We start from the raw sequence: 22,229 nt of genomic DNA on the forward strand, positions 1-22,229 counted from the left end.
CCGGTTTTTTTATTGTTATTGACCTAGACCAATCGGTCTATTATGCTTATCCCCATTATGACGAAACATGCACATTGCCCTGTAGATACCCGTGAACATCTGCTCGCTACCGGCGAGACACTTAGCCTGCGCCTGGGTTTTACCGGCATGGGGCTGAGCGAACTGTTAACCACGGCGGGAGTGCCGAAAGGCTCGTTCTATCATTATTTCCGCTCGAAGGAAGCCTTCGGCGAAGGCATGCTGCAGCGTTATTTCGAACACTACGATCTTGAAATGCAACGGCTGTTTAGCGACGATAAAAGCGACGCTCGCCACCAACTGCTGAGCTATTATGCCCAGGCGATCAGCTTCCATTGCCGCAGCGAATGCCATAACGCCTGTTTGGCGGTGAAACTCTCAGCCGAAGTGAGCGACCTGTCGGAACCCATGCGCCACGCGCTGGAAACCGGCACCGCACGGGTGATTGGCCACCTGCAGGACGCCATCGAGCGCGGCATCCGCGAAGGTTCGCTGTCTATAACCATGAGCCCGGCGGCCACCGCAGAAACGCTGTACTCACTGTGGCTTGGCGCCTCGCTGCGTGCCAAAATCCGCCGTTCGGTCGCCCCGCTGACCAGCGCGCTGGAAAGTATTGAATTGCTGTTGCGCCCGCCGCAGCCGTAAACGCAACACCCGAGTTTTACCGAAAAATTACCCTGTTGGGCAGCTGTTTAACCAGCACTAGTCGACCGGTCTATTAATATAGGATGCACTATGAAGATTGAAAAATTGTTCTCCCCGCTGAAGGTTGGCTCTGCAACTTTGCCAAACCGCGTGTTTATGGCCCCGCTGACGCGCCTGCGCAGCATTGAGCCTGGCGATATCCCTACGCCGTTAATGGCGGAATATTATGCCCAGCGCGCCAGCGCCGGTCTGATCGTGACCGAAGCCACCCAGATTTCTTTCCAGGCGAAAGGCTATGCCGGCGCTCCGGGGCTACATACCCCAGAGCAGATCGCCGCGTGGAAAAAAATCACTCAGGCCGTCCACGATAAAAACGGCCATATCGCCGTTCAGTTGTGGCATGTGGGCCGCATCTCCCACAACAGCCTGCAACCGGGCCAACAGGCACCGGTAGCCCCTTCTGCGATCAATGCCGACACCCGCACCACCGTGCGCGACGAAACCGGCGCCTGGGTACGGGTTCCAACCTCTACTCCGCGCGCGCTGGAAACCGAAGAGATCCCGGGCATTGTTAACGATTTCCGCCAGGCGGCTGCCAACGCGCGCGAGGCCGGTTTCGACTTTATCGAACTGCATGCGGCCCACGGTTATCTGCTGCATCAGTTCATGTCGCCAGCCTCCAACCAGCGCACCGATCAGTACGGCGGCAACATCGAAAACCGCACACGCCTGACGCTGGAAGTGGTCGATGCCACCATCGCTGAATGGGGTTCAGAGCATATCGGCATCCGCATTTCGCCGTTGGGCCCGTTCAATGGCCTGGATAACGGTGAAGATCAGGAAGAAGCGGCGCTGTATCTGGTCGAAGAGTTGAATAAGCGCAACATCGCTTTCCTGCACATTTCCGAACCGGACTGGGCAGGTGGCAAACCTTATTCCGACGCCTTCCGCGATTCAGTACGCGCCCGCTTTAAAGGGGTGATTGTCGGTGCAGGTGCCTACACCGCCGAGAAAGCCGAAGAGCTGATCAACAAAGGCTTTATCGATGCGGTGGCCTTTGGCCGCAGCTATATCGCCAACCCCGATCTGGTCGAACGTTTCAAACAGAACGCACCGCTGAACGAACCGCAGGCGGAAACCTTCTATGGCGGCGGCGCCGAAGGCTACACCGATTATCCGACGCTGTAAGTAAGATAAAAAGCCCGCCGGTGTGCGAATGCCGGCGGGCTTTTGCTGTTTATCGGCAAAGCCGCTGAAGCGGGTAAGGATAGCTATCTGTCGAACAATGCGAGTGAAACTAATGGGTCACCAACCTCGCCCAACGCGCGATCTCATCGGCATCGACAGTATTCATTATTTCCCGAAACCAAACGGTAAAGCTATCTGGGTTCCGTTTTATCTCATCCGTTAATTGCTGAATATCCATCCACAGCCAGCTATGGGCTTCTGCAGGATCCCCCTGAGGTTGTCCATCAAATAATCCCACATAAATATGATCGAACTCGTGTTCAATTAAGTCGCCCGGCACCTCTGACCGATAAATGAAGCTGGAGACCTGCTGCAACTCGCTGCTGAACCCCATCTCCTCCTGCAACCGACGCTGCGCCGCTGCTGCCGTCGCCTCTCCCCAACGCGGGTGGCCACAGCAGCTGTTGGTCCATAACCCACCCGAATGATATTTACTGAAAGCTCGCTGTTGCAGCAGTAAACGGCCCAGGCTATCGAAGATAAAAATTGAAAACGCCCGATGCAACAGCCCCTGCTGATGTATCCGCGTTTTTGTTTGCGAACCGATGGAATTATCATCGGCATCAACCAGAATCAGCATTTCATCCATTAATGGCCTCCTTCGGCAAGGGCGATAACTTCGTACCGATAAGAAATCTAACCAGACCCAAATTTATCAATTGACGCGATTCAACCCTGACTTGCTTTCAGGCCACGCACTCCCTTGAGGTGGTTATAGTACTTATTTCCCTGATTCTAACGACAGCAGACTGTGCGTTTATCATCAGCATAGTCGATGCAACAGTGACAATGTCACCATTATCCTCATACCTTAGCCGCGTCGATACATTGAAATCCCTTATACGGCAACGCTATACTGGATTGGCTTCAATCCATTCGCCGTTGATGACGGCACACCCAATCAGAGGAATTATGCGCTTACTCCATACCATGATCCGCGTCGGTGACCTGCAACGCTCCATCGACTTCTATACCAAGGTATTAGGCATGCGCCTGCTGCGCACCAGCGAGAACCCTGAATACAAATACTCGTTGGCCTTTGTCGGTTATACCGATGAAAGCGAAGGCGCAGTGATTGAGCTGACCTATAACTGGGGCACCGACAGCTACGAGATGGGCACCGCGTTCGGCCATCTGGCGTTGGGCGTCGACGATGTGGCTGCCACCTGCGACAGCATTCGTAACGCCGGCGGTAAAGTGAGCCGTGAAGCAGGTCCGGTCAAAGGCGGCACCACGATTATCGCCTTTGTCGAAGATCCGGACGGCTACAAGATCGAACTGATCGAGAACAAACATGCCGGTCAGGGTCTCGGCCACTGAGAACGATAAGGGGCGCTTTCGGCGCCCTTCTTGTTATGCCTGCGATAACCGCCTGCAACCGGGCGTAAAATTTGCCATAATGCGCGCTGTATTCGATGAAGATAAGAAACTGATGGCCGAAAAAAGTGATCTTAACGCCCTGAGTGGTCGTTTTCGTGGGTTTTATCCCGTAGTGATAGATATAGAAACCGCCGGATTTAATGCCAAAACCGACGCGCTGCTGGAGATTGCCGCCGTTACGCTAAAAATGGACGAAGAAGGCTGGTTGCAGCAGGATGAAACCCTGCACTTTCACGTTGAGCCTTTTGAAGGCGCCAACCTGCAACCCGAAGCGCTGGCATTCAACGGTATCGATCCGCATAACCCGCTGCGCGGCGCAGTCAGTGAATACGATGCATTGCACACCATTTTTAAAGCGGTGCGTAAAGGCATCAAGGATCGCGGCTGTAACCGGGCCATTATCGTGGCGCACAACGCCAACTTTGATCACAGCTTTCTGATGGCCGCAGCAGAGCGCGCAAGCCTGAAGCGCAACCCTTTCCACCCGTTCGCCACCTTTGACACCGCAGCGCTGAGCGGGCTGGTGTTGGGGCAAACCGTATTGGCCAAAGCCTGTATTGCCGCCGATATTCCGTTCGACAGCACCCAGGCGCATTCGGCCCTGTATGACACCGAACAAACCGCTCAACTGTTCTGCGAGCTGGTTAACCGCTGGAAACGCCTTGGCGGATGGCCGCTGGCCATCGGTAATATCGACTAAGCTACAAATAAATCGGGCGGCCCAGTTTGCACTGGCGCCGCCCGATCTCTTCTTGCAATAAACCCGGGCCGTTATGGCTGCTGGTCTTCTTGCTCTTTATACTTCTCTGCCGTTTCTTTGATCAGCTGCTGCAGTTCGCCGCGCTGATACATTTCAATAATGATATCGCAGCCGCCGACCAGCTCACCGTCTACCCACAACTGCGGGAAAGTCGGCCAGTTGGCATATTTCGGCAACTCGGAACGGATATCCGGGTTCTGCAGAATATCAACGTAGGCAAAGCGTTCGCCACAGGCAGACAGCGCCTGTACCGCTTGCGCAGAGAAACCGCAGTTTGGCAGTTTCGGTGAACCTTTCATGTACAGCAGAATAGGGTTTTCACCGATCTGCTGTTGAATTTTTTCAATCGTCGTCATTTATTGCTTCCTCAAGCCACATCTCATGGCTACAACATGCATCACACTGGCTATTGTAGCGGCTGGAACAGTCGCAAGAAAACGCCATCTTTTGCAAGGGCATTCCCCCGTTGCCAATCGCGTCTCACCGGCAAGGCCATTCCGGTTAAAACATACGCTCAGAATAACATTTTTAATCCGACCATTTCACTAATATATTTTTCCGCCGTTCAGTGCCCTTTAATAATTCCGCCAGCGGCAAAAGGTGATTTTTTATACATCAATGGATTGATTTTTCAGCAAAAAAAAAGCCGTTAACGTTTTCTCACAATATGGATTATCATTTATGAGTTCTTCGCTGTTTTATATGGCGAAATTGGGGAATACTGTCATTCTTTCGATATCTGTTCCGGGGCCAAGGTTGGTAACGTCGACATGCGTTTAATTCTTACGCTTTTTGTGCTGTTGTTTACACAGCTATTCTTAAATCTGGCGCACGCTGCGCCACAGGCACGTGTTGCCGCCGAGCAGCGCAAGAGCCACGTTAATGAAGCTCGGCCGGATGACCGCAAGAAAAAGAAAGCGGCAAAGACCAGCAAAAAAGTGAAAGTTACTGCACCGCAAAAAACTACCAAGGTTTCCAAAGCCAAAACAGAAAAAACCGCTAAAAAGATCGTTAGCGCCAAATCGAAACACTCAACCCAGAAAATAGCCAAAATCAAAGTAACCCCACCTAAAAAGGGCTACAAAAAAGGCTATGGCCGCCATCGGGAAGCCGGTATGGCCACCGCCAAATTGGTACGTGACGATAAGCCACTGAAACTCAGCCCGGCGCACAAAAAGCGCTATCAGCACGCCAAGCAAACCGCCATGGCCAAGCTGATGGATCAAATGGGCAAACCTTATCGCTGGGGCGGGACTTCGCCAAGAACCGGTTTCGACTGCAGCGGCCTGATTTATTACGCCTATAAAGACGTCGTGAAAATCAAGATGCCGCGCACCGCCAACGAGATGTATCACCTGCGCGACGCAGCGCCGATCAAGAAAAACGAGCTGGAAAGCGGTGACCTGGTGTTCTTCCGCATCAACAACCGCGGCGTGGCCGATCATGTCGGCGTCTATCTGGGCAACGGCAAATTCATTCAGTCACCGCGTACGGGCGAGGAAATCCGTATCAGCCAACTGGACAACGACTACTGGCAAAACCACTACATTGGCGCACGCCGTGTGGTAACGCCGAAAACCATTCGATAATATCCCCCGCGGCTGGTACTCCCCCGGCCGCACTCCACGCAAGCTACGGCAATCGTTCTGTCCTTCGGTGCTTTCGCCGCGCTCTGACAACGCGTTAGCCAACCGCATGAAAAATTTCCAGGCATGGGTGTAGTTGGGTGCTTGTGAAAAAATATGACGTAATGGCAGGAAACGCGAACAGGCGCAGCAGGCTGCGCCTGTATTACAACCGGGGATCAGTTCAACGCCGCAGTGAAGCTAAAAGCGATAATAACGGCCAGCGCGCACACAGTAGTGAACAGTGACATTTTCAGATCGGTATCCATTACAACTCCTTTTCAGACGGGTTTTCCCAAGGATAAAAGGCACACAATTAATGCGTCAAACCATTTTCCCACAGTTAGGCAATAAAATCTTGTTATCATTTCCCGGTTTATAATACTGATTACCTCTTCCACTTTGGCTCAATATGGGACAAAATTCGCAGTTCACAACTGCGTACCGGCAAAATGCCCCTCCTGACCAAGCGCTGACGACTTCAACACACTAAAAACTCAGTTTCGCTTATTTGGAAGAAGGATCTACGCAGGCAAACGATTAACATCACACTTACATGCTGCAACATGTGAGCTCAGGAGTCATTCTTTACATGGCAACGATTAAAGATGTGGCCAAACGCGCTGGCGTTTCCACCACCACCGTTTCGCACGTCATCAATAAGACTCGTTTCGTCGCCGAAGAGACCAAAGCGGCCGTTGGGGCCGCGATCAAAGAGCTGCACTATTCTCCCAGCGCCGTGGCGCGCAGCCTGAAGGTCAATCACACCAAATCTATTGGTCTGCTGGCCACCTCCAGCGAAGCGCCCTATTTCGCCGAAGTGATCGAGGCGGTGGAAAACAGCTGCTACAGCAAAGGCTATACGCTGATCCTGTGCAATTCGCACAACAACCTGGACAAGCAACGCGCTTATCTGGCGATGCTGGCGCAAAAACGCGTCGATGGCCTGCTGGTGATGTGCTCTGAATACCCGGATCAATTGCTGGGGATGCTGGAAGATTACCGTAACATCCCGATGGTGGTCATGGACTGGGGCGCAGCACGCGGCGATTTTACCGATACCATTATCGACAACGCCTTCGAAGGCGGTTATCTGGCCGGCCGCTATCTGATCGAGCGCGGGCACCGCGATATTGGCGCCATTCCGGGCCAATTGGCGCGCAATACCGGCGGCGGCCGCCATCAGGGCTTTTTGAAAGCCATGGAAGAAGCCAATATCGAGGTGCGCGACGAGTGGATTGTTCAGGGCGACTTCGAACCGGAATCCGGCTACAAGGCCATGCATCAGATATTGTCGCAGAAACAACGTCCAACGGCGGTATTCTGCGGCGGCGACATTATGGCGATGGGCGCTATCTGCGCCGCCGATGAGCTGGGGCTGCGCGTACCGCAGGATATTTCAGTTATCGGCTACGATAACGTGCGCAACGCGCGCTATTTCACCCCGGCGCTGACGACGATCCATCAGCCCAAAGAGCGTTTGGGCGAGATGGCGTTCACCATGCTGCTGGATCGCATCATCAGCAAGCGTGAAGAGTCGCAGGTCATTGAAGTGCATCCTAAGCTGGTTGAACGCCGCTCGGTCGCCGACGGCCCCTTCATCGATTACCGCCGCTAGTCACACCGTCGCCGGGAGCCTGGGCGGTTTCCGGCGTCACTTCGCTCAGCCATTCCTGATTCAAGGTTTCACTGTCCCCCAGGTAGTCCAGCAGCCAGGCCATCGCCGGCGATGGGGTATTCTGCTGCCAGGTCAGGCAGCAGGGGCTGGCGGGAAATGGCTGTTGCAGTTGCAGCGCCACCAACTCACCGCGCTGCACCAACGGCAGCACCTGATGCGCAGGCATCATGCCGACGCACAAACCGGCGCACAAGCAATCCACCGCAGATGCCCAATCCGGCACCACCAACCGCCGCTGGTTATCCAGCGTCCAGGTAACCCGTTTGGGCAGATTGCGCGAGGTATCCTCCAGACACAGGGAAGGGAAAGGCCGGAGCTGATCATCGTTCAGCAGGCCATCCAACGCCGCCAATGGATGCTGCGGGCCGGCGACACACAACCAGCGCATATCGCCCATGTCACGAAAGGCAAAACCGCCGCCGACAGGCACCGCTCGCGTAGCGCCGATCGCCATATCGGCGCGGCCGTCCACCAACGCATCCCACACGCCGTTAAATACTTCCGGCTGGATCAGCAACTCAACATCGGGGAAATGACGATAAAAATCCAATACCAGCCGGCGGCTGCGCTGCGGCTTGACGATGATATCCACCGCAATTTTCAATTGGCCGCGCCAACCATTGGCCACCTGCTGGCACTGCCTGCGAGTGTCGAGCATTTTTTTGATGACACCACGCGCCTCCTGAATAAACAGCACGCCGGCCGGTGTCAGTTCTACATCACGATGACGCCGCTCAAATAGCGGCACCGCCAACCATTGCTCCAGTTGCCGCACGGTATAGCTCACTGCCGAAGGCACCCGGTGCAGTTCCTGCGCCGCCGCACTGAAGCTGCCGGTGCGAGCGACCGCGTCCACTACATCAAGAGAATATTCAGACCACATGGTTTTGCCTTCAATTTTTTTAACAGCACTTCGCAAATATTACCGTTTCACAAGCAGAGATCCAGCCGGATACACTTGCCGGCGCTAAAAACCTGCGACAATAAAATATTAATGAGAAATACCATGCGAAATTCCTTTGGTTTTATGTTCTATCTTGCCGGCCTGAGCATGCTGGGTTACCTGGCCACCGACATGTATCTGCCCGCTTTTGGCGTCATGCAGCAAGATCTGCAAATTTCCGCCGGCGCAATCAGCGCCAGCCTGAGCATTTTCCTGGCCGGTTTTGCCTTTGCTCAACTGCTCTGGGGGCCGCTCTCCGATAATTTGGGCCGTAAACCCGTGCTGCTGATTGGCCTGGCGTTGTTTGCCCTGGGCTGCCTCGGCATGCTGTGGGTGCAGAATGCCGTCCAGTTGTGGTCATTGCGCTTTATTCAGGCAATCGGTGTGTGCTCAGCCGCCGTCACCTGGCAGGCGTTGGTCATTGACCGCTACCGTGAAGGCAAGGCCAATCGCGTATTCGCCACCATTATGCCGCTGGTCGCACTTTCACCTGCGCTGGCACCCTTGGTAGGCGCCTGGTTGCTGAACCACCTGGGATGGCGGGCAATTTTCGCCGTTCTACTGGGTATCACCGTCATTTTGCTGCTACCGACGCTGTTGCTGAAGGAAAGCGCCAAAAGCGCGCCATCTGCCCAGCCCAAAAGCACCCTGAGCTTCTTCCAACTGCTGAAATCGCCGGTATTCAGCGGGAACGTCACCATCTTTGCCGCCTGCTCTGCCGGTTTTTTTGCCTGGCTGACCGGCTCGCCGTTTATTCTTGGCGATATGGGTTACAGCCCCAATGATATTGGCCTGAGCTATGTCCCACAGACGCTGGCATTCTTGTTAGGCGGTTACGGTTGCCGTACGGCGTTAAATCGCATTAATGGCAACACCCTGCTGCCGTGGCTGCTGGTAGGTTATGGCATCAGCATGGTGGCGTTATATCTGGTGGCAACAATGACCGAACCTACGCTGACCACATTGTTGATTCCATTCTGTCTGATGGCGCTAGTCAACGGAGCCTGCTACCCGATCGTAGTGGCGAATGCGTTGATGCCCTTCCCTGAAGGCACAGGCAAAGCCGCAGCCCTGCAAAATACATTGCAGTTGGGTTTGTGCTTTGTCGCCAGCCTATTGGTTTCGGCCTTTATAGCCCAACCGCTGTTGGCGACGGTAACGGTGATGGTTTCAACGGTCGTCTTAGCCGCGTTGGGCTATATGTTGCAACGAGGAAAAGTGATTGACGATGCACAGGGGGTGCAACAGGAACATGCTAACTCTGCGTCATAATTATCATAGTTAATAATCACTTAAAGAATATTTTTGCCGAGTGCGATTTACGGTTGAGCCTGCGCCTCGGCAAGCCTATACTCAAAACGACCTTTTAAAATAACACTTTTATAATCTTGTTATCACAAGTAGCTGTTGTGTACGCGTAAGGCGTCACACTTTTTTTAAGGATTTGTTTATCCCGTGCCTATTGCGCTGGAGTCTTCTTAAAATTTTCCTCTGTTCATAGTCGGATATCAGACGCCGCGGTGACTTTTCACCGTAGGTAAAGGTATGCACCCACAGAAATTGTCTAAGCTATTTTCTGGTGGGTCATAAGTCAGAAGAAGGTGATGGAGAAGCTATGAGTTCATCGTGTATAGAAGATGTGAGCATCCAGGACAACCCATGGTACCGTATCGCTCATGAAATGCTCAGCATGGCCGGTATTGAAATAAACGGCTCACGCCCTTTCGATATTCAGGTTAAAAACCCTAATTTTTTTAAACGCGTGCTGCAGGACGGTTCTCTCGGCCTGGGCGAAAGTTATATGGACGGCTGGTGGGAATGCGAACGGCTGGATATATTCTTCCAACGCGTTGTCAGCGCCGGCCTTGAAAAGAAACTCCCCCACCATTTGAAAGACACTCTGCGTATTGCCGCCGCGCGATTAACCAATTTGCAATCGAAGAAACGCGCCTGGATTGTCGGTAAAGAACATTACGATCTGGGAAACGATCTTTTTACGCTGATGCTCGATCCCTATATGCAATATTCCTGTGCCTATTGGAAAGAGGCGACCACGCTCGAAGAAGCCCAGGAGGCCAAGCTGCGAATGATTTGCGAGAAACTGCAGCTGCAACCAGGCATGAAACTGCTGGATATCGGCTGCGGTTGGGGCGGCCTCTCCGCCTTTGCCGCGAAAAACTATGGCGTTTCCGTTGTGGGCGTAACCATCTCCGCCGAGCAGCAAAAGCTGGCGCAGGAACGCTGCGCCGGGCTGGACGTTGAAATCCTGCTAAAGGACTATCGCGATCTGCACCAACAGTTTGATCGCATTGCCTCCGTCGGCATGTTTGAGCACGTTGGCCCCAAAAATTATCGCACCTACTTCAAGGTGGTAGAGCGTAATTTAAAACCGGACGGCCTTTTCCTGCTGCATACCATTGGCTCGAATCGGACAGATATGAATGTTGACCCGTGGATCAACAAATATATCTTCCCGAATGGTTGCCTGCCTTCAATCACGCATATAGCCAAAGCCAGCGAGGGGCGTTTCGTGATGGAAGATTGGCATAATATTGGCGCCGATTATGATCGTACGCTGATGGTCTGGTATGAGCGCTTCAGGCAGGCCTGGCCGCAGCTGGCCCAACGTTATTCAGAACGTTTCGAACGCATGTTCAGCTATTACCTGAATGCCTGCGCAGGGGCATTCCGTGCGCGCGATATTCAATTATGGCAGGTAGTCCTTAGCCCGAAAGGCATTGAAGGCGGTATCCGCGTCCCGCGCTGATTAATGCCACGCCCTAACGAAACGACCCCGGTTTTCGCCGGGGTCGTTTTCTATTATTCGTTAACCAATGATTGATCAGCCGCAATAAACCCGAATGATTTTATCATCGCTGTCACCCAGGAAGTTCAGACGACGCAGGTTAAAGTCCATAGTAACGGCCGAATTGTACGGAATAGCGCGTACCTGAGATTCAATCTGAACACCTTCCAAAGCCGACATCGGTTTACCGACGTAACTCTGGTATTGCGCTGCACCGCAGGTATCATTTTCTGCATCAACGGCCTGATTGGCCGCGCCCTGCTCAGGTGAACTGCTACAGGCACTGAGCGCCAGCAGCGCCGTTAACATTAACGTTTTCCGATAAAACTTCACGCGGTTACTCCTCTGTGGTTATTGTCCGTCAGATCTTCTGCGCCAGCGCGCTCGCCGTCGCCATTGCCGCTTCGCGGCTCGCCAACACCCGCTCAACGGTGTCTACCACCGCCTGCGTTTGCGGATCGATCTCAATATTCACCTTGTCGCCCAGGCGTTTTTTGCCCAGCGTGGTGCGTTCAAGCGTTTCCGGGATCAGATGAACGCAGAAACGATTATTCACCACCTCTCCGATCGTCAGGCTAATACCGTCAATACCAATAAAACCTTTATGCAGAACGTATTTCATCAGTTCCGCATCCGGCATTCGCAGCCAGATCTGACGATTATTTTCGGAGGTATAAATCTTGGCGACTTCCGCCGTGCAGATAATGTGACCGGACATCAGGTGGCCGCCAATTTCATCGTTGAATTTGGCCGCCCTTTCGATATTGACCACGTCCCCCAAAGCCAGTTCGCCGAGATTGGTCAGGCGCAACGTTTCTTTGATCAAGTCAAAACTGACGCGGTTGCCTTCCACCGCGGTGACGGTCAGGCAGCAACCGTTATGGGACACCGACGCCCCGAGCTCCAGCCCAGGCAACAGTTCCGCAGGCATCTCGATGACGTGGGTGCGGAAATTGGATTTTTCATCAATGGCGACCAGCGGCGCGGTGCCTTGTACGATACCGGTGAACATGTGAGCCTCTTCTGTCTGAAAATGTTTTAAAGCGCTTGGCGCAGTTTGCCCCAGTTGGCGTGGAAAACCAAACCCGGGGAGGCAAAAAGTCCGCGCCTGCGCATTTAATAACTATTTCGTCACAACATTTGCTTAACGACGCCGAGCGCGTACAATCTTTTGGACAAAATTCCGCTATTTTTAATTGTTGTCCTTTCGCGACGACCCTCCCCTCAATCATAAATAAATAGAAAAGGTGTATGCGTGCAGAAGTACTTCATTGAAGCGCGTAGTTTATTGGCCCTCGCAATTCCGGTAATCATCGCGCAAATATCACAAACCGCAATGGGCGTGGTCGATACCATTATGGCAGGGGCTTATAGCGCCACGGATATGGCCGCCGTCGCCGTCGGCACCTCTATCTGGTTACCGGCCATTCTGTTCGGCCACGGCCTGCTGCTGGCGCTAACCCCGGTGATCGCGCAGCTTAACGGCGCCGGCCGCCGCGACCGCATTGCTCATCAGGTACGCCAGGGATTTTGGCTGGCTTCTGCGGTCTCTGTCCTGATCATTTTCGTGCTGTATAACAGCAAGTTCGTGATCGACATGATGCACAATATCGATCCGCAGCTGGCGGATAAAGCCGTTGGCTACCTGCATGCCATCATGTGGGGCGCGCCGGGCTATCTGTTCTTCCAGGTGCTGCGCGGCCAATGTGAAGGGTTGTCGAAAACCAAACCCGGCATGGTGATTGGCTTTCTCGGCCTGCTGGTCAATATCCCGATTAACTATATTTTCATCTATGGCAAATTCGGTATGCCGGAGCTGGGCGGCGTCGGCTGCGGCGTGGCGACAGGCAGCGTCTACTGGTTCATGTTCCTGGCAATGCGCTGGTACGTAAAACGCGCACCGTCGCAACGTGACATCCTGCCGCACGAAGGCAGCAACCGCAGCCCGGATTGGCCGGCGATGAAACGCCTCATCGGCATCGGTCTGCCGGTGGCGTTGGCGCTGTTTTTTGAGGTGACACTGTTCGCCATTGTCGCCCTGCTGGTTTCGCCGCTGGGCATCGTTTCCGTAGCCGGGCATCAGATTGCGCTGAACTTCAGCGCATTGATGTTCGTGCTGCCGCTGTCGCTGGGCGTCAGCGCCACCATTCGCGTCGGTTTTCGGCTCGGCGAAGGTGCGGTCGAAGGCGCGCGGATTGCCGCCTATGCGGCTATCGGCGTCGGCATTCTGATGGCCTGTTGCACCGCGCTGTTTACCGCCACCTTCCGCGAACAAATCGCCCTGCTGTATAACGACAGCCCGGCAGTAGTAGCCATGGCATCGCACCTGATGCTGCTTGCGGCCATTTATCAGATTTCCGATTCGATCCAGGTGATCGGCAGCGGTATCCTGCGCGGTTATAAAGATACCCGGTCGATCTTCTTCATCACCTTTATCGCTTATTGGGCGCTAGGCCTGCCAAGTGGCTATGTGTTGGCGCTGACCGATGTCCTGGTGCCGGCAATGGGGCCAAGCGGATTTTGGATTGGCTTTATCATCGGCCTGACCTTTGCCGCCGTCATGATGGCGGCACGCATGCGCTGGCTGCAAAAACAACCCGCTGCGCTGATCCTGCAGCGTTCCGCTCGCTAAACTTCGCCACCGGCCGGTGGGTTCTGCCGCCGGTGGCTTCGTCGTCCATGTTTGCAGAAAAAAACGCCGCACTGCACACAAGCTCAGCAATCGCGTGAAATACCGGATAAAATTACGTTTTTCCCCTTGCCAGCACGCGGGTAGCTCGTTAATATTCGTCCCCGCTGTCAGCCATGACAGACAGGAAAAGATGCGTCCGTAGCTCAGTTGGTTAGAGCACCACCTTGACATGGTGGGGGTCGGTGGTTCGAGTCCACTCGGACGCACCAAATTCCTAAAGCAGTACAGTGCGTCCGTAGCTCAGTTGGTTAGAGCACCACCTTGACATGGTGGGGGTCGGTGGTTCGAGTCCACTCGGACGCACCAAATTTCTAAAGCAGTGCAGTGCGTCCGTAGCTCAGTTGGTTAGAGCACCACCTTGACATGGTGGGGGTCGGTGGTTCGAGTCCACTCGGACGCACCAAATCATTATTTCCTCAGGTTTACCCTTTCTGTTCGATACTTCCATTACCCTAAACTGTCCATGCAATCGCGTAAGTTTGCTTGTCTAACCGCTAGCCGTACCCGATATCATCAGGGCAAATACCTTTTCAGGACAGGTTTAATGCTGACATTTACCGCTGAGACTCCGTTTGAAAAACTCGACAATGGCCTCCTCCGCCGCCAGGGCATAATGAACGATGGCACCCGTGCTACCGAGGTCAAATTCGAAGCCGGCACCTTCGGGCAATTGCAAAAGCGGGCGCATTCATTGCAAACGCGGGTCGTTTCCGGTGAATTTGAATTCACCGTTGGCGGTGATACTCAAATCCTGGTGGCCGGTGAGACGATCGTTATTCCCGCCAACACCGCCAGCGGGTGCTTCTGTCTGGCCGCCGGCACGCTGCTGGAAATCATCTCGGCAGATTGATTACGGTAATTGTGGCGTTCACAGTAAGGTTATTTGCGCAACAAACACCTGCTGATGATTTGCATTTGCGCCACATTTGCTGCTGATTTGACGGTTCCGCCGTTGATCACCGGTTTTTTATTTTGTTTCCCGTCGCTTAGCCTTTATAATGCGCAACGTCTTTCAGTTGAATGGTTTCAGCCCTTGATCTGCGAAAACGCAATAACAACACATTTTCATCTCATCATGTTGCGCAGCATCCCTACGCCCCGGCGCGGGCTGAATTTTTCCGCCCCATTTCAACTCTGGTCACCTATCCTTAACTGTGTTTTGCACCACCAGGCGCGACTCAAATTCCATACCGGTGGCCCGGCCGCTGGTTTTATTCGTTTTATTATCCATCACAACTTGTAGAAAACTCCGTCATGAAAAAGACCAAAATTGTTTGTACCATCGGTCCAAAAACCGAATCGGAAGAAATGCTGACCAACCTGCTCAATGCAGGCATGAACGTAATGCGTCTTAACTTCTCCCACGGCGATTACGAAGAACACGGCAACCGCATCAAGAACATGCGCGCAGTAATCGCAAAAACCGGTAAAAACGCCGGCATCCTGCTGGACACCAAAGGCCCGGAAATCCGCACCATGAAGCTGGAAGGCGGTAAAGACGCGGCGCTGGTTGCCGGCCAGACCTTCACTTTCACTACCGACCAGAGCGTTATCGGCAATACCGAACGCGTTGCGGTTACCTACGCCGGCTTCGCCGCGGATCTGAAAATCGGCAATACCGTGCTGGTTGACGATGGCCTGATCGGCATGCAAGTCACTAACGTGACCGAGAACGAAGTGATCTGTAAAGTGCTGAACAGCGGTGACCTGGGTGAAAACAAAGGCGTTAACCTACCGGGCGTTTCCATTCAACTGCCTGCGTTGGCTGAAAAAGACAAACGCGACCTGATTTTCGGCTGCGAACAAGGTGTCGACTTCGTTGCCGCTTCCTTTATCCGCAAGCGTTCCGACGTGCTGGAAATCCGCGAACATTTGAAAGCCCACGGCGGCGAGCAGATTCAGATCATTTCCAAAATTGAAAACCAGGAAGGCCTGAACAATTTCGACGAGATCCTCGAAGCCTCTGACGGCATCATGGTAGCTCGTGGCGATCTGGGCGTAGAAATCCCGGTAGAGGAAGTGATCTTCGCTCAGAAGATGATGATCGAAAAATGTAATCGCGCACGCAAAGTGGTGATCACCGCCACCCAAATGCTGGATTCGATGATCAAGAACCCACGCCCTACCCGTGCCGAAGCCGGCGACGTGGCGAACGCCATTCTGGACGGTACCGACGCCGTTATGCTGTCAGGCGAGAGCGCCAAGGGTAAATACCCGCTTGAAGCCGTGACCATTATGGCCACCATCTGCGAGCGCACCGATCGTGTGATGCCAAGCCGTATTGACAGCCTGAACGACAACCGCAAACTGCGCATCACCGAAGCCGTCTGCCGTGGTGCCGTTGAAACCGCAGAAAAACTGGACGCGCCATTGATTGTGGTTGCCACCAGCGGCGGGAAATCAGCCAAATCCGTACGTAAATACTTCCCTAACGCCGTGATTCTGGCCCTGACTACCAACGAAGTCACCGCCCGCCAATTGATCCTGACCAAAGGCGTTATGCCGCAAATGGTCAAAGAAATCGCCTCTACCGACGACTTCTATCGCATTGGCAAAGAAGCTGCGTTGGCCAGCGGCCTGGCGCAAAAAGGCGACGTTGTGGTGATGGTTTCCGGTGCTCTGGTACCTAGCGGCACCACTAATACCGCCTCGGTACACGTGCTGTAATATAAAACGTGACATAATTGTCTTGACCAAAACGCCGCTTTGCGGCGTTTTTTTTAGCAGTAGTAAACCCTTTTCTCAAAAACGCAACCGCCGATTGCTCATTATTTAGCTAATTACAAATCGGAGTTGTCCCATGGAATCCAGCTGTTTTCCCTAGATTTTTTAACTGTTCCGCAAAAGAAGATGCAAGTTTGAGCGAACGATCAAAATAAAGCACTCCAATACAAAAAAATTATTCTCTTTCGAAAAAAGTTTGTGTAATACTTGTAACGCTACATGGAGATTAACTCAATCTAGAGGGTGTTATAATGAATCGTACTAAACTGGTACTGGGCGCGGTAATCCTGGGTTCCACTCTGCTGGCAGGCTGCTCTAGCAATGCTAAAATCGATCAACTGTCTTCTGACGTTCAGACTCTGAACGCTAAAGTTGACCAGCTGAGCAACGACGTGAACGCAATCCGTTCTGACGTTCAAGCAGCTAAAGACGACGCAGCACGTGCTAACCAGCGCCTGGACAACCAAGCTCACGCTTACAAAAAGTAAGATAGCTTCGGTTATTGAAAACGGCGCACATTGTGCGCCGTTTTTTTATTTGTAATTCCCCTTTCCCTTCGTCCCAGACGAAAAAAAGGGATTCAGCACGCTGAACCCCCTCAGAATTGCCAGTTTAACCCGTTTTTAATTCACTGCGCTGATAGGTGCACCCTTGAACAGGCCCTTATTCGCTTCCTGCAGGGCTACAGGCGTCAGAGACACCTCAGAGGGGTTCTGCCCCAGGTTAACCAACACCGGCATGCCAGAGCGGCGTACAACCGCGCTGTCGAACACCGCACGGTCGGTCTGCGCATCCTCAACGAAGGCTTTTTCGGTTTTGGACAGCGTAATCGGCATGGTCTGCGGGTCGTCGCTTTCGGTTCTCGACAGCGGCTGATGAACTTCGACATAACGCTTGCCGTCCGGCTCCACGGAAATTTTCACCGGATCGTTAATCACCTGTACGCGGGTACCGCGCGGCACCATCTTGAACAGCGCTTCGATATCCTTCGGACGCAAGCGGATGCAACCGGAGCTGACGCGCATACCAATACCGAAATTGGCATTGGTGCCGTGGATCAAATACTCGCCGTGCCCCATGGCCAGACGCATGGCAAACAGCCCCATGGGATTGTCGGGGCCGGCCGGTATGACCGCCGGCAGCGTCACGCCTTTCGCCTGATAACGTTTACGGATATTGGCCGTTGGTGTCCAGGTCGGGTTCGGGATCTTCTGGCTGACTGAAGTCACCTGCAGCGGTGTATGCATGCCGGTCTGGCCAATACCGATAGGGTAAACAATCACTTTATTCTCGCCTTTCGGGTAGTAGTACAGGCGCAGTTCGGCCAGATTGACCACTATTCCCTCACGCTTGGTGTCCGGCAGCAACATTTGGGTCGGGATGGTTAATACCGAACCCGGCTTGGGCAGGAACGGATCCGTACCTGGATTGGCCTCCAGCATGCCCAGCAGACCAATTTGATAGTCGGCGGCAATGGCCTCCAGCGGGCGGCCATCGTTAGGTACAGTGTAAGTGGTGTTCTCGCCAATCAGGCGACTGTCCGGCGGCGGCAGTGGGTACTCGGTCGCGCTGGCGGCTTGGGTGCCTGTCAGTACGGTGGCGAATAGCATGCCCATTAAACTCAACGCACGTTTCATTATCATCCCTATATGCTTATTACGGTTCGGCCACAAGGCTAGCTGGCACCTGACGACAGGTAAATCAGACAATACCTGATTAATACTAGCAACGCTGGCATTAAAGGCAATAAGTCCTCTAAAAATCAACATGTTATAACATAATCGCGCCATAGGATTGTCAGTAGAACGTCAATGGGTAAGCTGCTGAAATGTCACTGATTTGCTGCACGAACAGGGGTATTGGAGGAGGTTTGTAAAGGCTCATTGACACAAGGAATATATTCAACGTATCAATAAGCCCTTTTGAACATCAGAGCAGGATCACGCCAACTGGGCGGCCTTGATACGGATAGCGCGGATCATCGCCTCCAACCCTTGGGAGCGCGAAGGCGTCAAATGCTGACTAAGCGCCAACTCGGCGAAAAAGGGTCGAACATCAAGCTCGGTAATCTGCTGCGGCGTCATTTGGTGATACAGAATAAACACCACCGTCAGCAACCCTTTGACGATGGCTGCGTCGCTGTCGCCGTGAAATTCGACGCGTCCTTGCTCGTCGGTACGCATCACAATCCACACCTGGCTCTGGCAGCCGGAAATCAGGTTACCTGCCTGGCGTTCGGCCTCGTCAAGCGCCGGTAGCTGCGCACCCAGTTCAATTACATACAGGTACTTATCTTCCCAGTTGAGGCAACGGGAAAAATTTCGTACCAATTTATCTTTATCCGGCAAGTTCGCCATGAGGATCCTTTCAATAATTCAGGGGCCGGCATGCCGGCCCCGCACAACTGTCTGCAGGCATTTTTCGCCGGAGAACGCCACAAGAGGCGCTCTCGACCTACCCCAAGAGTTTTTGGATACGCTGCAACCCTGCCACCAGCCGATCAACTTCATCGCGCGTGTTATATAACGCCAACGAAGCGCGGCACATGCTCGGCACATTATAGAACGCCATCAGCGGCATCGCGCAATGGTGACCGGTACGAATGGCGATGCCGTATTGATCCAGGAAACTGCCGACGTCGTAAGCGTGATGCTCACCCAGGTTAAAGGCAATAACCCCGGCGCGCGCTGTCGGACCATAGATTTTAAGCGTCGGCACCTGTTTCAGCGCTTCAAGCGCATAGTGCATCAGCGACTGCTCGTAATCGTGAATCGCCTCCAGCCCCAGCGCGTTAACGTAATCAATCGCCGCTCCCAACCCCATCATACCGGCCGTGTTCGGCGAACCGGCTTCAAAGCGCCAAGGCGGCTCGGCATAGGTGGTGCCATTAGTCAGGCTAACCTGTTGGATCATCGCCCCACCGCCTTCCCACGGCGGCATGTCTTGCAATAGCGCCTTACGGCCATAAAGAATGCCGATGCCGGAAGGCCCATACAGTTTGTGCCCGGAAAACACATAGAAATCGCAATCCAGCGCCTGCACATCCACGCGCTGATGCATAACGGCCTGAGCGCCGTCTATCAGCACCTTCAGGCCCGCAGCCTTCGCCTGCGCGATGATTTCACGCACAGGGTTCACCGTGCCGAGCACGTTGGAGACCTGCGTCATCGCCAGCAATTTGGTGGACGAGTCGATCAAACCCGGCAACTGTGCCAGATCCAGGGTGCCGTCCTGCTGCAGCGGCCACACCCGCAGTTGAAGCCCGCGTTCCTGCGCCAGCATCTGCCAGGGAACAATATTGGCGTGGTGCTCCATCTCGGTGATGATGATGCTGTCGCCCGGTTGCAGGAAATGGCGGCCAAAGCTGTTTGCCACCAGGTTAATGCCCTCGGTGGTACCCTTGACGAAAACAATCTCTTCCGCCGAGGCGGCGTTGATAAACGCCGCCACTTTTTCGCGCACCGCTTCCATGTCCTGCGTCGCTTCTGCGCTCAGCGTGTGGATGCCACGGTGTACCGCCGCGTAGCCATGGCGATAAAAATCCAGTTCGCGATCGATCACCGCCTGCGGTTTTTGCGCACTGGCGGCGCTGTCAAGGTAAGCCAGCGGCCGGCCATTGACTTCACGCGCCAACAGGGGGAATTCGCTGCGCACCCGTTCAATCGGAAAACTCATGCTGCCTCCCCCGGCAGGCGCTGCGCTATGCGCGCCAGTACCCATTCGCGGATGACATCGTTGCCGATGCCCTCGGTCAGTTCAGCGGCAAAGGCAAAGATGATCATCTGCTGCGCCGCGTGTTTATCAATGCCGCGCGACTGCAGATAGAACAGTTGCTCTTCATCAATGCGCCCGACGGTGGCGCCGTGGCTGCATTTCACGTCATCGGCGTAGATTTCCAACTGCGGCTTGGTGTCCACCTCCGCCACCTTACCCAACAGCAGGTTGTGGTTGGTCATCTGGCCGTCGGTCTTGATCGCATGTTTGGCGACTTTGATCATACCGTTGAATACCGCCTTGGCGCGATCGCTGACCACCGTTTTATGCAGTTGACGGCTCTCACAGTAACCTTTGTTGTGCTCCAGATAGGTACGGGTATCGCACACGTCCTTGCCCACCGGCAGTACCAGGCTGTTGATCGCCAGGTTGGAGTCTTCGCCGTTCAACTGCGCGCTGGTGTTATGCCGCGTAAGGCCGGCCCCCAGCAGGAAGCTGTCACTTTTCACCCGCGCGTCGCGGCCAATCACCAAGTCGTTATGCGCAAAGTGGTAGCTCGCCTGGCTTTCAAACGCCAGCTTGCAGTGACGCAGCTCCGCGTTGTCTCCGATGCTGGCTGTCAGGCGCGTACCGGTGAAATGCGCGGCATCGTTGAGGCTGACATAATGCTCGATCACCTCCGCCCGGGCATTGCGAGCGACGTCGAGATGATGGCGGTGATGCACGGTGTTCACCTCGCCCGCCGCGCCGCGCCCGCTGCTAATGTGCAGCAGGTACAACGGCCGCACAGCGATCTTGCCGGCCGCCACGCGGATCATGCTGGTCTCCTGCGCCAGACTTTCGGTCAGATGCAGAAAAATTTCAGGTTGTATCGGCTCCGGCAATGCCTGCGGCGTACCGTAGGGAGTGACGTCAAACTGGTATTCGCCCAGATCGCTGTCGCTCAGCGCGGCATTGAAACGCCCGTCGACAAACACCAGCCGATAAGCATCCAGATTCAGTGCCAGCGCATCACGCTGAGCGGCGGTGATCGGCGCTATCTGCGGCTCAAGGAACTGCTGATCCAGTAGCCCTTCCAACGGGGTATATTTCCAGTTTTCATGCTTGCGCGTCGGCCAGCCCAGACGCAAAGCCTGCTGCCAGTGCGCCAGAGCGTGAGCGGAGTGTTCGCCGCCTCGGGCCTCGAACAGGCTGTAAAGCTGTTGCAACGCACGCGAGTTATTGTTGGTCGGTAAGCCAGCCATAGCCCTGCTCCTCCAACTGTTTCACCAGGGAGAAATCGCCGGACTTCACGATGCGCCCTTGGGACAGAACATGAACATAATCCGGTTTGATATAGTCCAGAATACGCTGGTAGTGCGTGACGATAATGAAGGCGCGCTTGCCGTCCCGCAGCGAATTAACGCCGTTGGCGACGATCTTCAGCGCGTCGATATCCAGGCCGGAGTCGGTTTCATCCAGAATGCACAGATCCGGCTCCAGCGCCGCCATCTGCAGAATGTCATTACGCTTTTTCTCGCCGCCGGAGAAACCGACGTTGACCGAACGGGTCAACAGATCCTGAGGCATATTCAGCAACTCAATCTTTTCTTCGATGAAATCAGCAAAATCGAAGCGGTCGAGCGGTTCTTGCTGGCGGTATTTGCGCACCGCATTCACCGACGTCTGCAGGAAGAAGTGGTTGCTGACGCCGGGGATCTCCACCGGATACTGGAACGCCAGGAACACGCCTTCGCCGGCGCGATCTTCCGGGGCCAGTTCAAGCAGGTCTTTACCCTTGAAGGTAACCTCGCCCTCGGTCACCTCATACTCTTCACGCCCTGCCAGGGTGGCGGAGAGCGTACTCTTGCCCGAGCCGTTCGGCCCCATGATGGCATGCACTTCACCCGGTTTGATCTCCAGGTTCAATCCCTTGAGGATCTCATTGCCTTCGGCGCTGACTTTTAAATTCTTGATACTTAACATGCGATGTCCTTAGGTAGCGCTGCTGCGCTGT

General features: G+C 54.2%; 24 protein-coding genes and 3 tRNA genes. 16 read left to right on the top strand and 11 right to left on the bottom strand.

The features are described from left to right. Window positions 1-42: 42 nt before the first annotated feature. Both V2S86_RS08660 and V2S86_RS08665 read left to right on the top strand, forming a co-directional pair. Window positions 43-663: a TetR/AcrR family transcriptional regulator gene (locus V2S86_RS08660; RefSeq protein WP_330762083.1), complete on the top strand. Its 621-nt coding sequence runs from the start codon at window positions 43-45 to the stop codon at window positions 661-663. A gap of 90 nt (window positions 664-753) precedes the next feature. Further along, complete coding sequence (locus V2S86_RS08665) at window positions 754-1,851, top strand: alkene reductase (protein WP_330762084.1); 1,098 nt, start codon at window positions 754-756, stop codon at window positions 1,849-1,851. Window positions 1,852-1,960: 109 nt separating this feature from the next. On the opposite strand, the gene idi is transcribed toward V2S86_RS08665, so the two are convergent. Then, window positions 1,961-2,500, bottom strand: coding sequence for an isopentenyl-diphosphate Delta-isomerase (idi, locus tag V2S86_RS08670; protein ID WP_330762085.1), 540 nt, complete (start codon window positions 2,498-2,500; stop codon window positions 1,961-1,963). A gap of 323 nt (window positions 2,501-2,823) precedes the next feature. Between idi and gloA the strand changes: the two genes are divergently transcribed. Both gloA and rnt read left to right on the top strand, forming a co-directional pair. Then, window positions 2,824-3,231 carry a lactoylglutathione lyase gene (gene gloA, locus V2S86_RS08675; protein WP_004943750.1) on the top strand — a complete coding sequence of 136 codons (408 nt, stop codon included), beginning with the start codon at window positions 2,824-2,826 and terminating at the stop codon, window positions 3,229-3,231. 79 nt (window positions 3,232-3,310) lie between these two features. Beyond that, window positions 3,311-3,991 carry a ribonuclease T gene (gene rnt / locus V2S86_RS08680; RefSeq protein WP_330762086.1) on the top strand — a complete coding sequence of 227 codons (681 nt, stop codon included), beginning with the start codon at window positions 3,311-3,313 and terminating at the stop codon, window positions 3,989-3,991. Between the two features lie 71 nt (window positions 3,992-4,062). Here rnt and V2S86_RS08685 read toward each other — a convergent pair whose 3' ends face one another. Continuing rightward, window positions 4,063-4,407, bottom strand: coding sequence for a Grx4 family monothiol glutaredoxin (locus V2S86_RS08685; protein WP_013812676.1), 345 nt, complete (start codon window positions 4,405-4,407; stop codon window positions 4,063-4,065). A 414-nt stretch (window positions 4,408-4,821) separates the two neighbouring features. Between V2S86_RS08685 and V2S86_RS08690 the strand changes: the two genes are divergently transcribed. Further along, window positions 4,822-5,640 (top strand): C40 family peptidase, encoded by an 819-nt coding sequence (locus V2S86_RS08690; protein WP_330762087.1) that lies wholly within the window; start codon window positions 4,822-4,824, stop codon window positions 5,638-5,640. A 215-nt stretch (window positions 5,641-5,855) separates the two neighbouring features. On the opposite strand, the gene cydH is transcribed toward V2S86_RS08690, so the two are convergent. Next, entirely contained in the window at window positions 5,856-5,945 is a 90-nt protein-coding gene (gene cydH / locus V2S86_RS08695) for a cytochrome bd-I oxidase subunit CydH (protein WP_004943739.1), read from the bottom strand. 323 nt (window positions 5,946-6,268) lie between these two features. On the opposite strand from cydH, the gene purR reads away from it, so the two are divergent. After that, the gene (purR, locus tag V2S86_RS08700; RefSeq protein WP_065506178.1) at window positions 6,269-7,294 is read left to right on the top strand and encodes an HTH-type transcriptional repressor PurR; all 1,026 of its coding nucleotides are present in this window, start codon (window positions 6,269-6,271) and stop codon (window positions 7,292-7,294) included. Here purR and punR read toward each other — a convergent pair. Then, window positions 7,275-8,237 (bottom strand): DNA-binding transcriptional activator PunR, encoded by a 963-nt coding sequence (gene punR / locus V2S86_RS08705; RefSeq protein ID WP_330762088.1) that lies wholly within the window; start codon window positions 8,235-8,237, stop codon window positions 7,275-7,277. The genes purR and punR overlap by 20 nt on opposite strands. A 123-nt stretch (window positions 8,238-8,360) precedes the next feature. Here punR and punC point away from each other — a divergent pair, with 123 nt between their 5' ends. Together punC and cfa are read left to right on the top strand one after the other, a co-directional pair. Next, window positions 8,361-9,569: a purine nucleoside transporter PunC gene (gene punC, locus V2S86_RS08710; RefSeq protein WP_330762089.1), complete on the top strand. Its 1,209-nt coding sequence runs from the start codon at window positions 8,361-8,363 to the stop codon at window positions 9,567-9,569. 343 nt (window positions 9,570-9,912) lie between these two features. Further along, window positions 9,913-11,064, top strand: a complete 1,152-nt coding sequence (gene cfa, locus V2S86_RS08715) for a cyclopropane fatty acyl phospholipid synthase (protein ID WP_330762090.1) — start codon at window positions 9,913-9,915, stop codon at window positions 11,062-11,064. A gap of 75 nt (window positions 11,065-11,139) precedes the next feature. Here the strand turns inward: cfa and V2S86_RS08720 are convergent, their stop codons facing one another. After that, window positions 11,140-11,436, bottom strand: a complete 297-nt coding sequence (locus tag V2S86_RS08720) for an I78 family peptidase inhibitor (RefSeq protein ID WP_330762091.1) — start codon at window positions 11,434-11,436, stop codon at window positions 11,140-11,142. A gap of 28 nt (window positions 11,437-11,464) precedes the next feature. After that, window positions 11,465-12,115: a riboflavin synthase gene (locus V2S86_RS08725; protein WP_062870648.1), complete on the bottom strand. Its 651-nt coding sequence runs from the start codon at window positions 12,113-12,115 to the stop codon at window positions 11,465-11,467. Window positions 12,116-12,358: 243 nt separating this feature from the next. Between V2S86_RS08725 and V2S86_RS08730 the strand changes: the two genes are divergently transcribed. The 8 genes from V2S86_RS08730 to V2S86_RS08765 all read left to right on the top strand — a co-directional run bounded on the left by V2S86_RS08730 (window position 12,359) and on the right by V2S86_RS08765 (window position 17,007). Beyond that, window positions 12,359-13,735 (top strand): MATE family efflux transporter, encoded by a 1,377-nt coding sequence (locus V2S86_RS08730; RefSeq protein ID WP_330762092.1) that lies wholly within the window; start codon window positions 12,359-12,361, stop codon window positions 13,733-13,735. Window positions 13,736-13,927: 192 nt separating this feature from the next. After that, window positions 13,928-14,004 (top strand) — tRNA-Val (locus tag V2S86_RS08735). Window positions 14,005-14,024: 20 nt separating this feature from the next. Then, a tRNA-Val gene (locus V2S86_RS08740) sits at window positions 14,025-14,101 on the top strand. Between the two features lie 20 nt (window positions 14,102-14,121). Next, window positions 14,122-14,198 (top strand) — tRNA-Val (locus V2S86_RS08745). A gap of 141 nt (window positions 14,199-14,339) precedes the next feature. Further along, window positions 14,340-14,645, top strand: a complete 306-nt coding sequence (locus tag V2S86_RS08750) for a cupin (protein ID WP_330762093.1) — start codon at window positions 14,340-14,342, stop codon at window positions 14,643-14,645. A gap of 33 nt (window positions 14,646-14,678) precedes the next feature. Then, the gene (locus V2S86_RS08755; protein ID WP_330762094.1) at window positions 14,679-15,038 is read left to right on the top strand and encodes a hypothetical protein; all 360 of its coding nucleotides are present in this window, start codon (window positions 14,679-14,681) and stop codon (window positions 15,036-15,038) included. Window positions 15,039-15,049: 11 nt separating this feature from the next. Next, complete coding sequence (gene pykF, locus V2S86_RS08760) at window positions 15,050-16,462, top strand: pyruvate kinase PykF (RefSeq protein ID WP_330762095.1); 1,413 nt, start codon at window positions 15,050-15,052, stop codon at window positions 16,460-16,462. Between the two features lie 308 nt (window positions 16,463-16,770). Continuing rightward, window positions 16,771-17,007, top strand: coding sequence for a major outer membrane lipoprotein (locus tag V2S86_RS08765; RefSeq protein WP_004943717.1), 237 nt, complete (start codon window positions 16,771-16,773; stop codon window positions 17,005-17,007). Between the two features lie 135 nt (window positions 17,008-17,142). On the opposite strand, the gene V2S86_RS08770 is transcribed toward V2S86_RS08765, so the two are convergent. The 5 genes from V2S86_RS08770 to sufC form a co-directional block, all read right to left on the bottom strand. Then, a complete protein-coding gene (locus tag V2S86_RS08770) occupies window positions 17,143-18,156 on the bottom strand; it encodes a L,D-transpeptidase family protein (protein WP_330762096.1) in 1,014 nt (337 codons plus the stop codon). A gap of 303 nt (window positions 18,157-18,459) precedes the next feature. Beyond that, the gene (sufE, locus tag V2S86_RS08775; RefSeq protein WP_330762097.1) at window positions 18,460-18,876 is read right to left on the bottom strand and encodes a cysteine desulfuration protein SufE; all 417 of its coding nucleotides are present in this window, start codon (window positions 18,874-18,876) and stop codon (window positions 18,460-18,462) included. Between the two features lie 97 nt (window positions 18,877-18,973). Next, the gene (gene sufS / locus V2S86_RS08780) at window positions 18,974-20,194 is read right to left on the bottom strand and encodes a cysteine desulfurase SufS (protein WP_330762098.1); all 1,221 of its coding nucleotides are present in this window, start codon (window positions 20,192-20,194) and stop codon (window positions 18,974-18,976) included. Further along, window positions 20,191-21,477, bottom strand: a complete 1,287-nt coding sequence (gene sufD / locus V2S86_RS08785; protein ID WP_330762099.1) for a Fe-S cluster assembly protein SufD — start codon at window positions 21,475-21,477, stop codon at window positions 20,191-20,193. Before sufD ends, sufS begins: the two co-directional genes overlap by 4 nt. Then, window positions 21,452-22,198 (bottom strand): Fe-S cluster assembly ATPase SufC, encoded by a 747-nt coding sequence (gene sufC / locus V2S86_RS08790; RefSeq protein WP_004943704.1) that lies wholly within the window; start codon window positions 22,196-22,198, stop codon window positions 21,452-21,454. The genes sufD and sufC overlap by 26 nt, the downstream gene beginning before the upstream one ends. Between the last annotated feature and the right edge of the window lie 31 nt (window positions 22,199-22,229).

The organism is Serratia sp. C2(1) (assembly GCF_036352655.1).
Taxonomy (GTDB): domain Bacteria; phylum Pseudomonadota; class Gammaproteobacteria; order Enterobacterales; family Enterobacteriaceae; genus Serratia; species Serratia inhibens.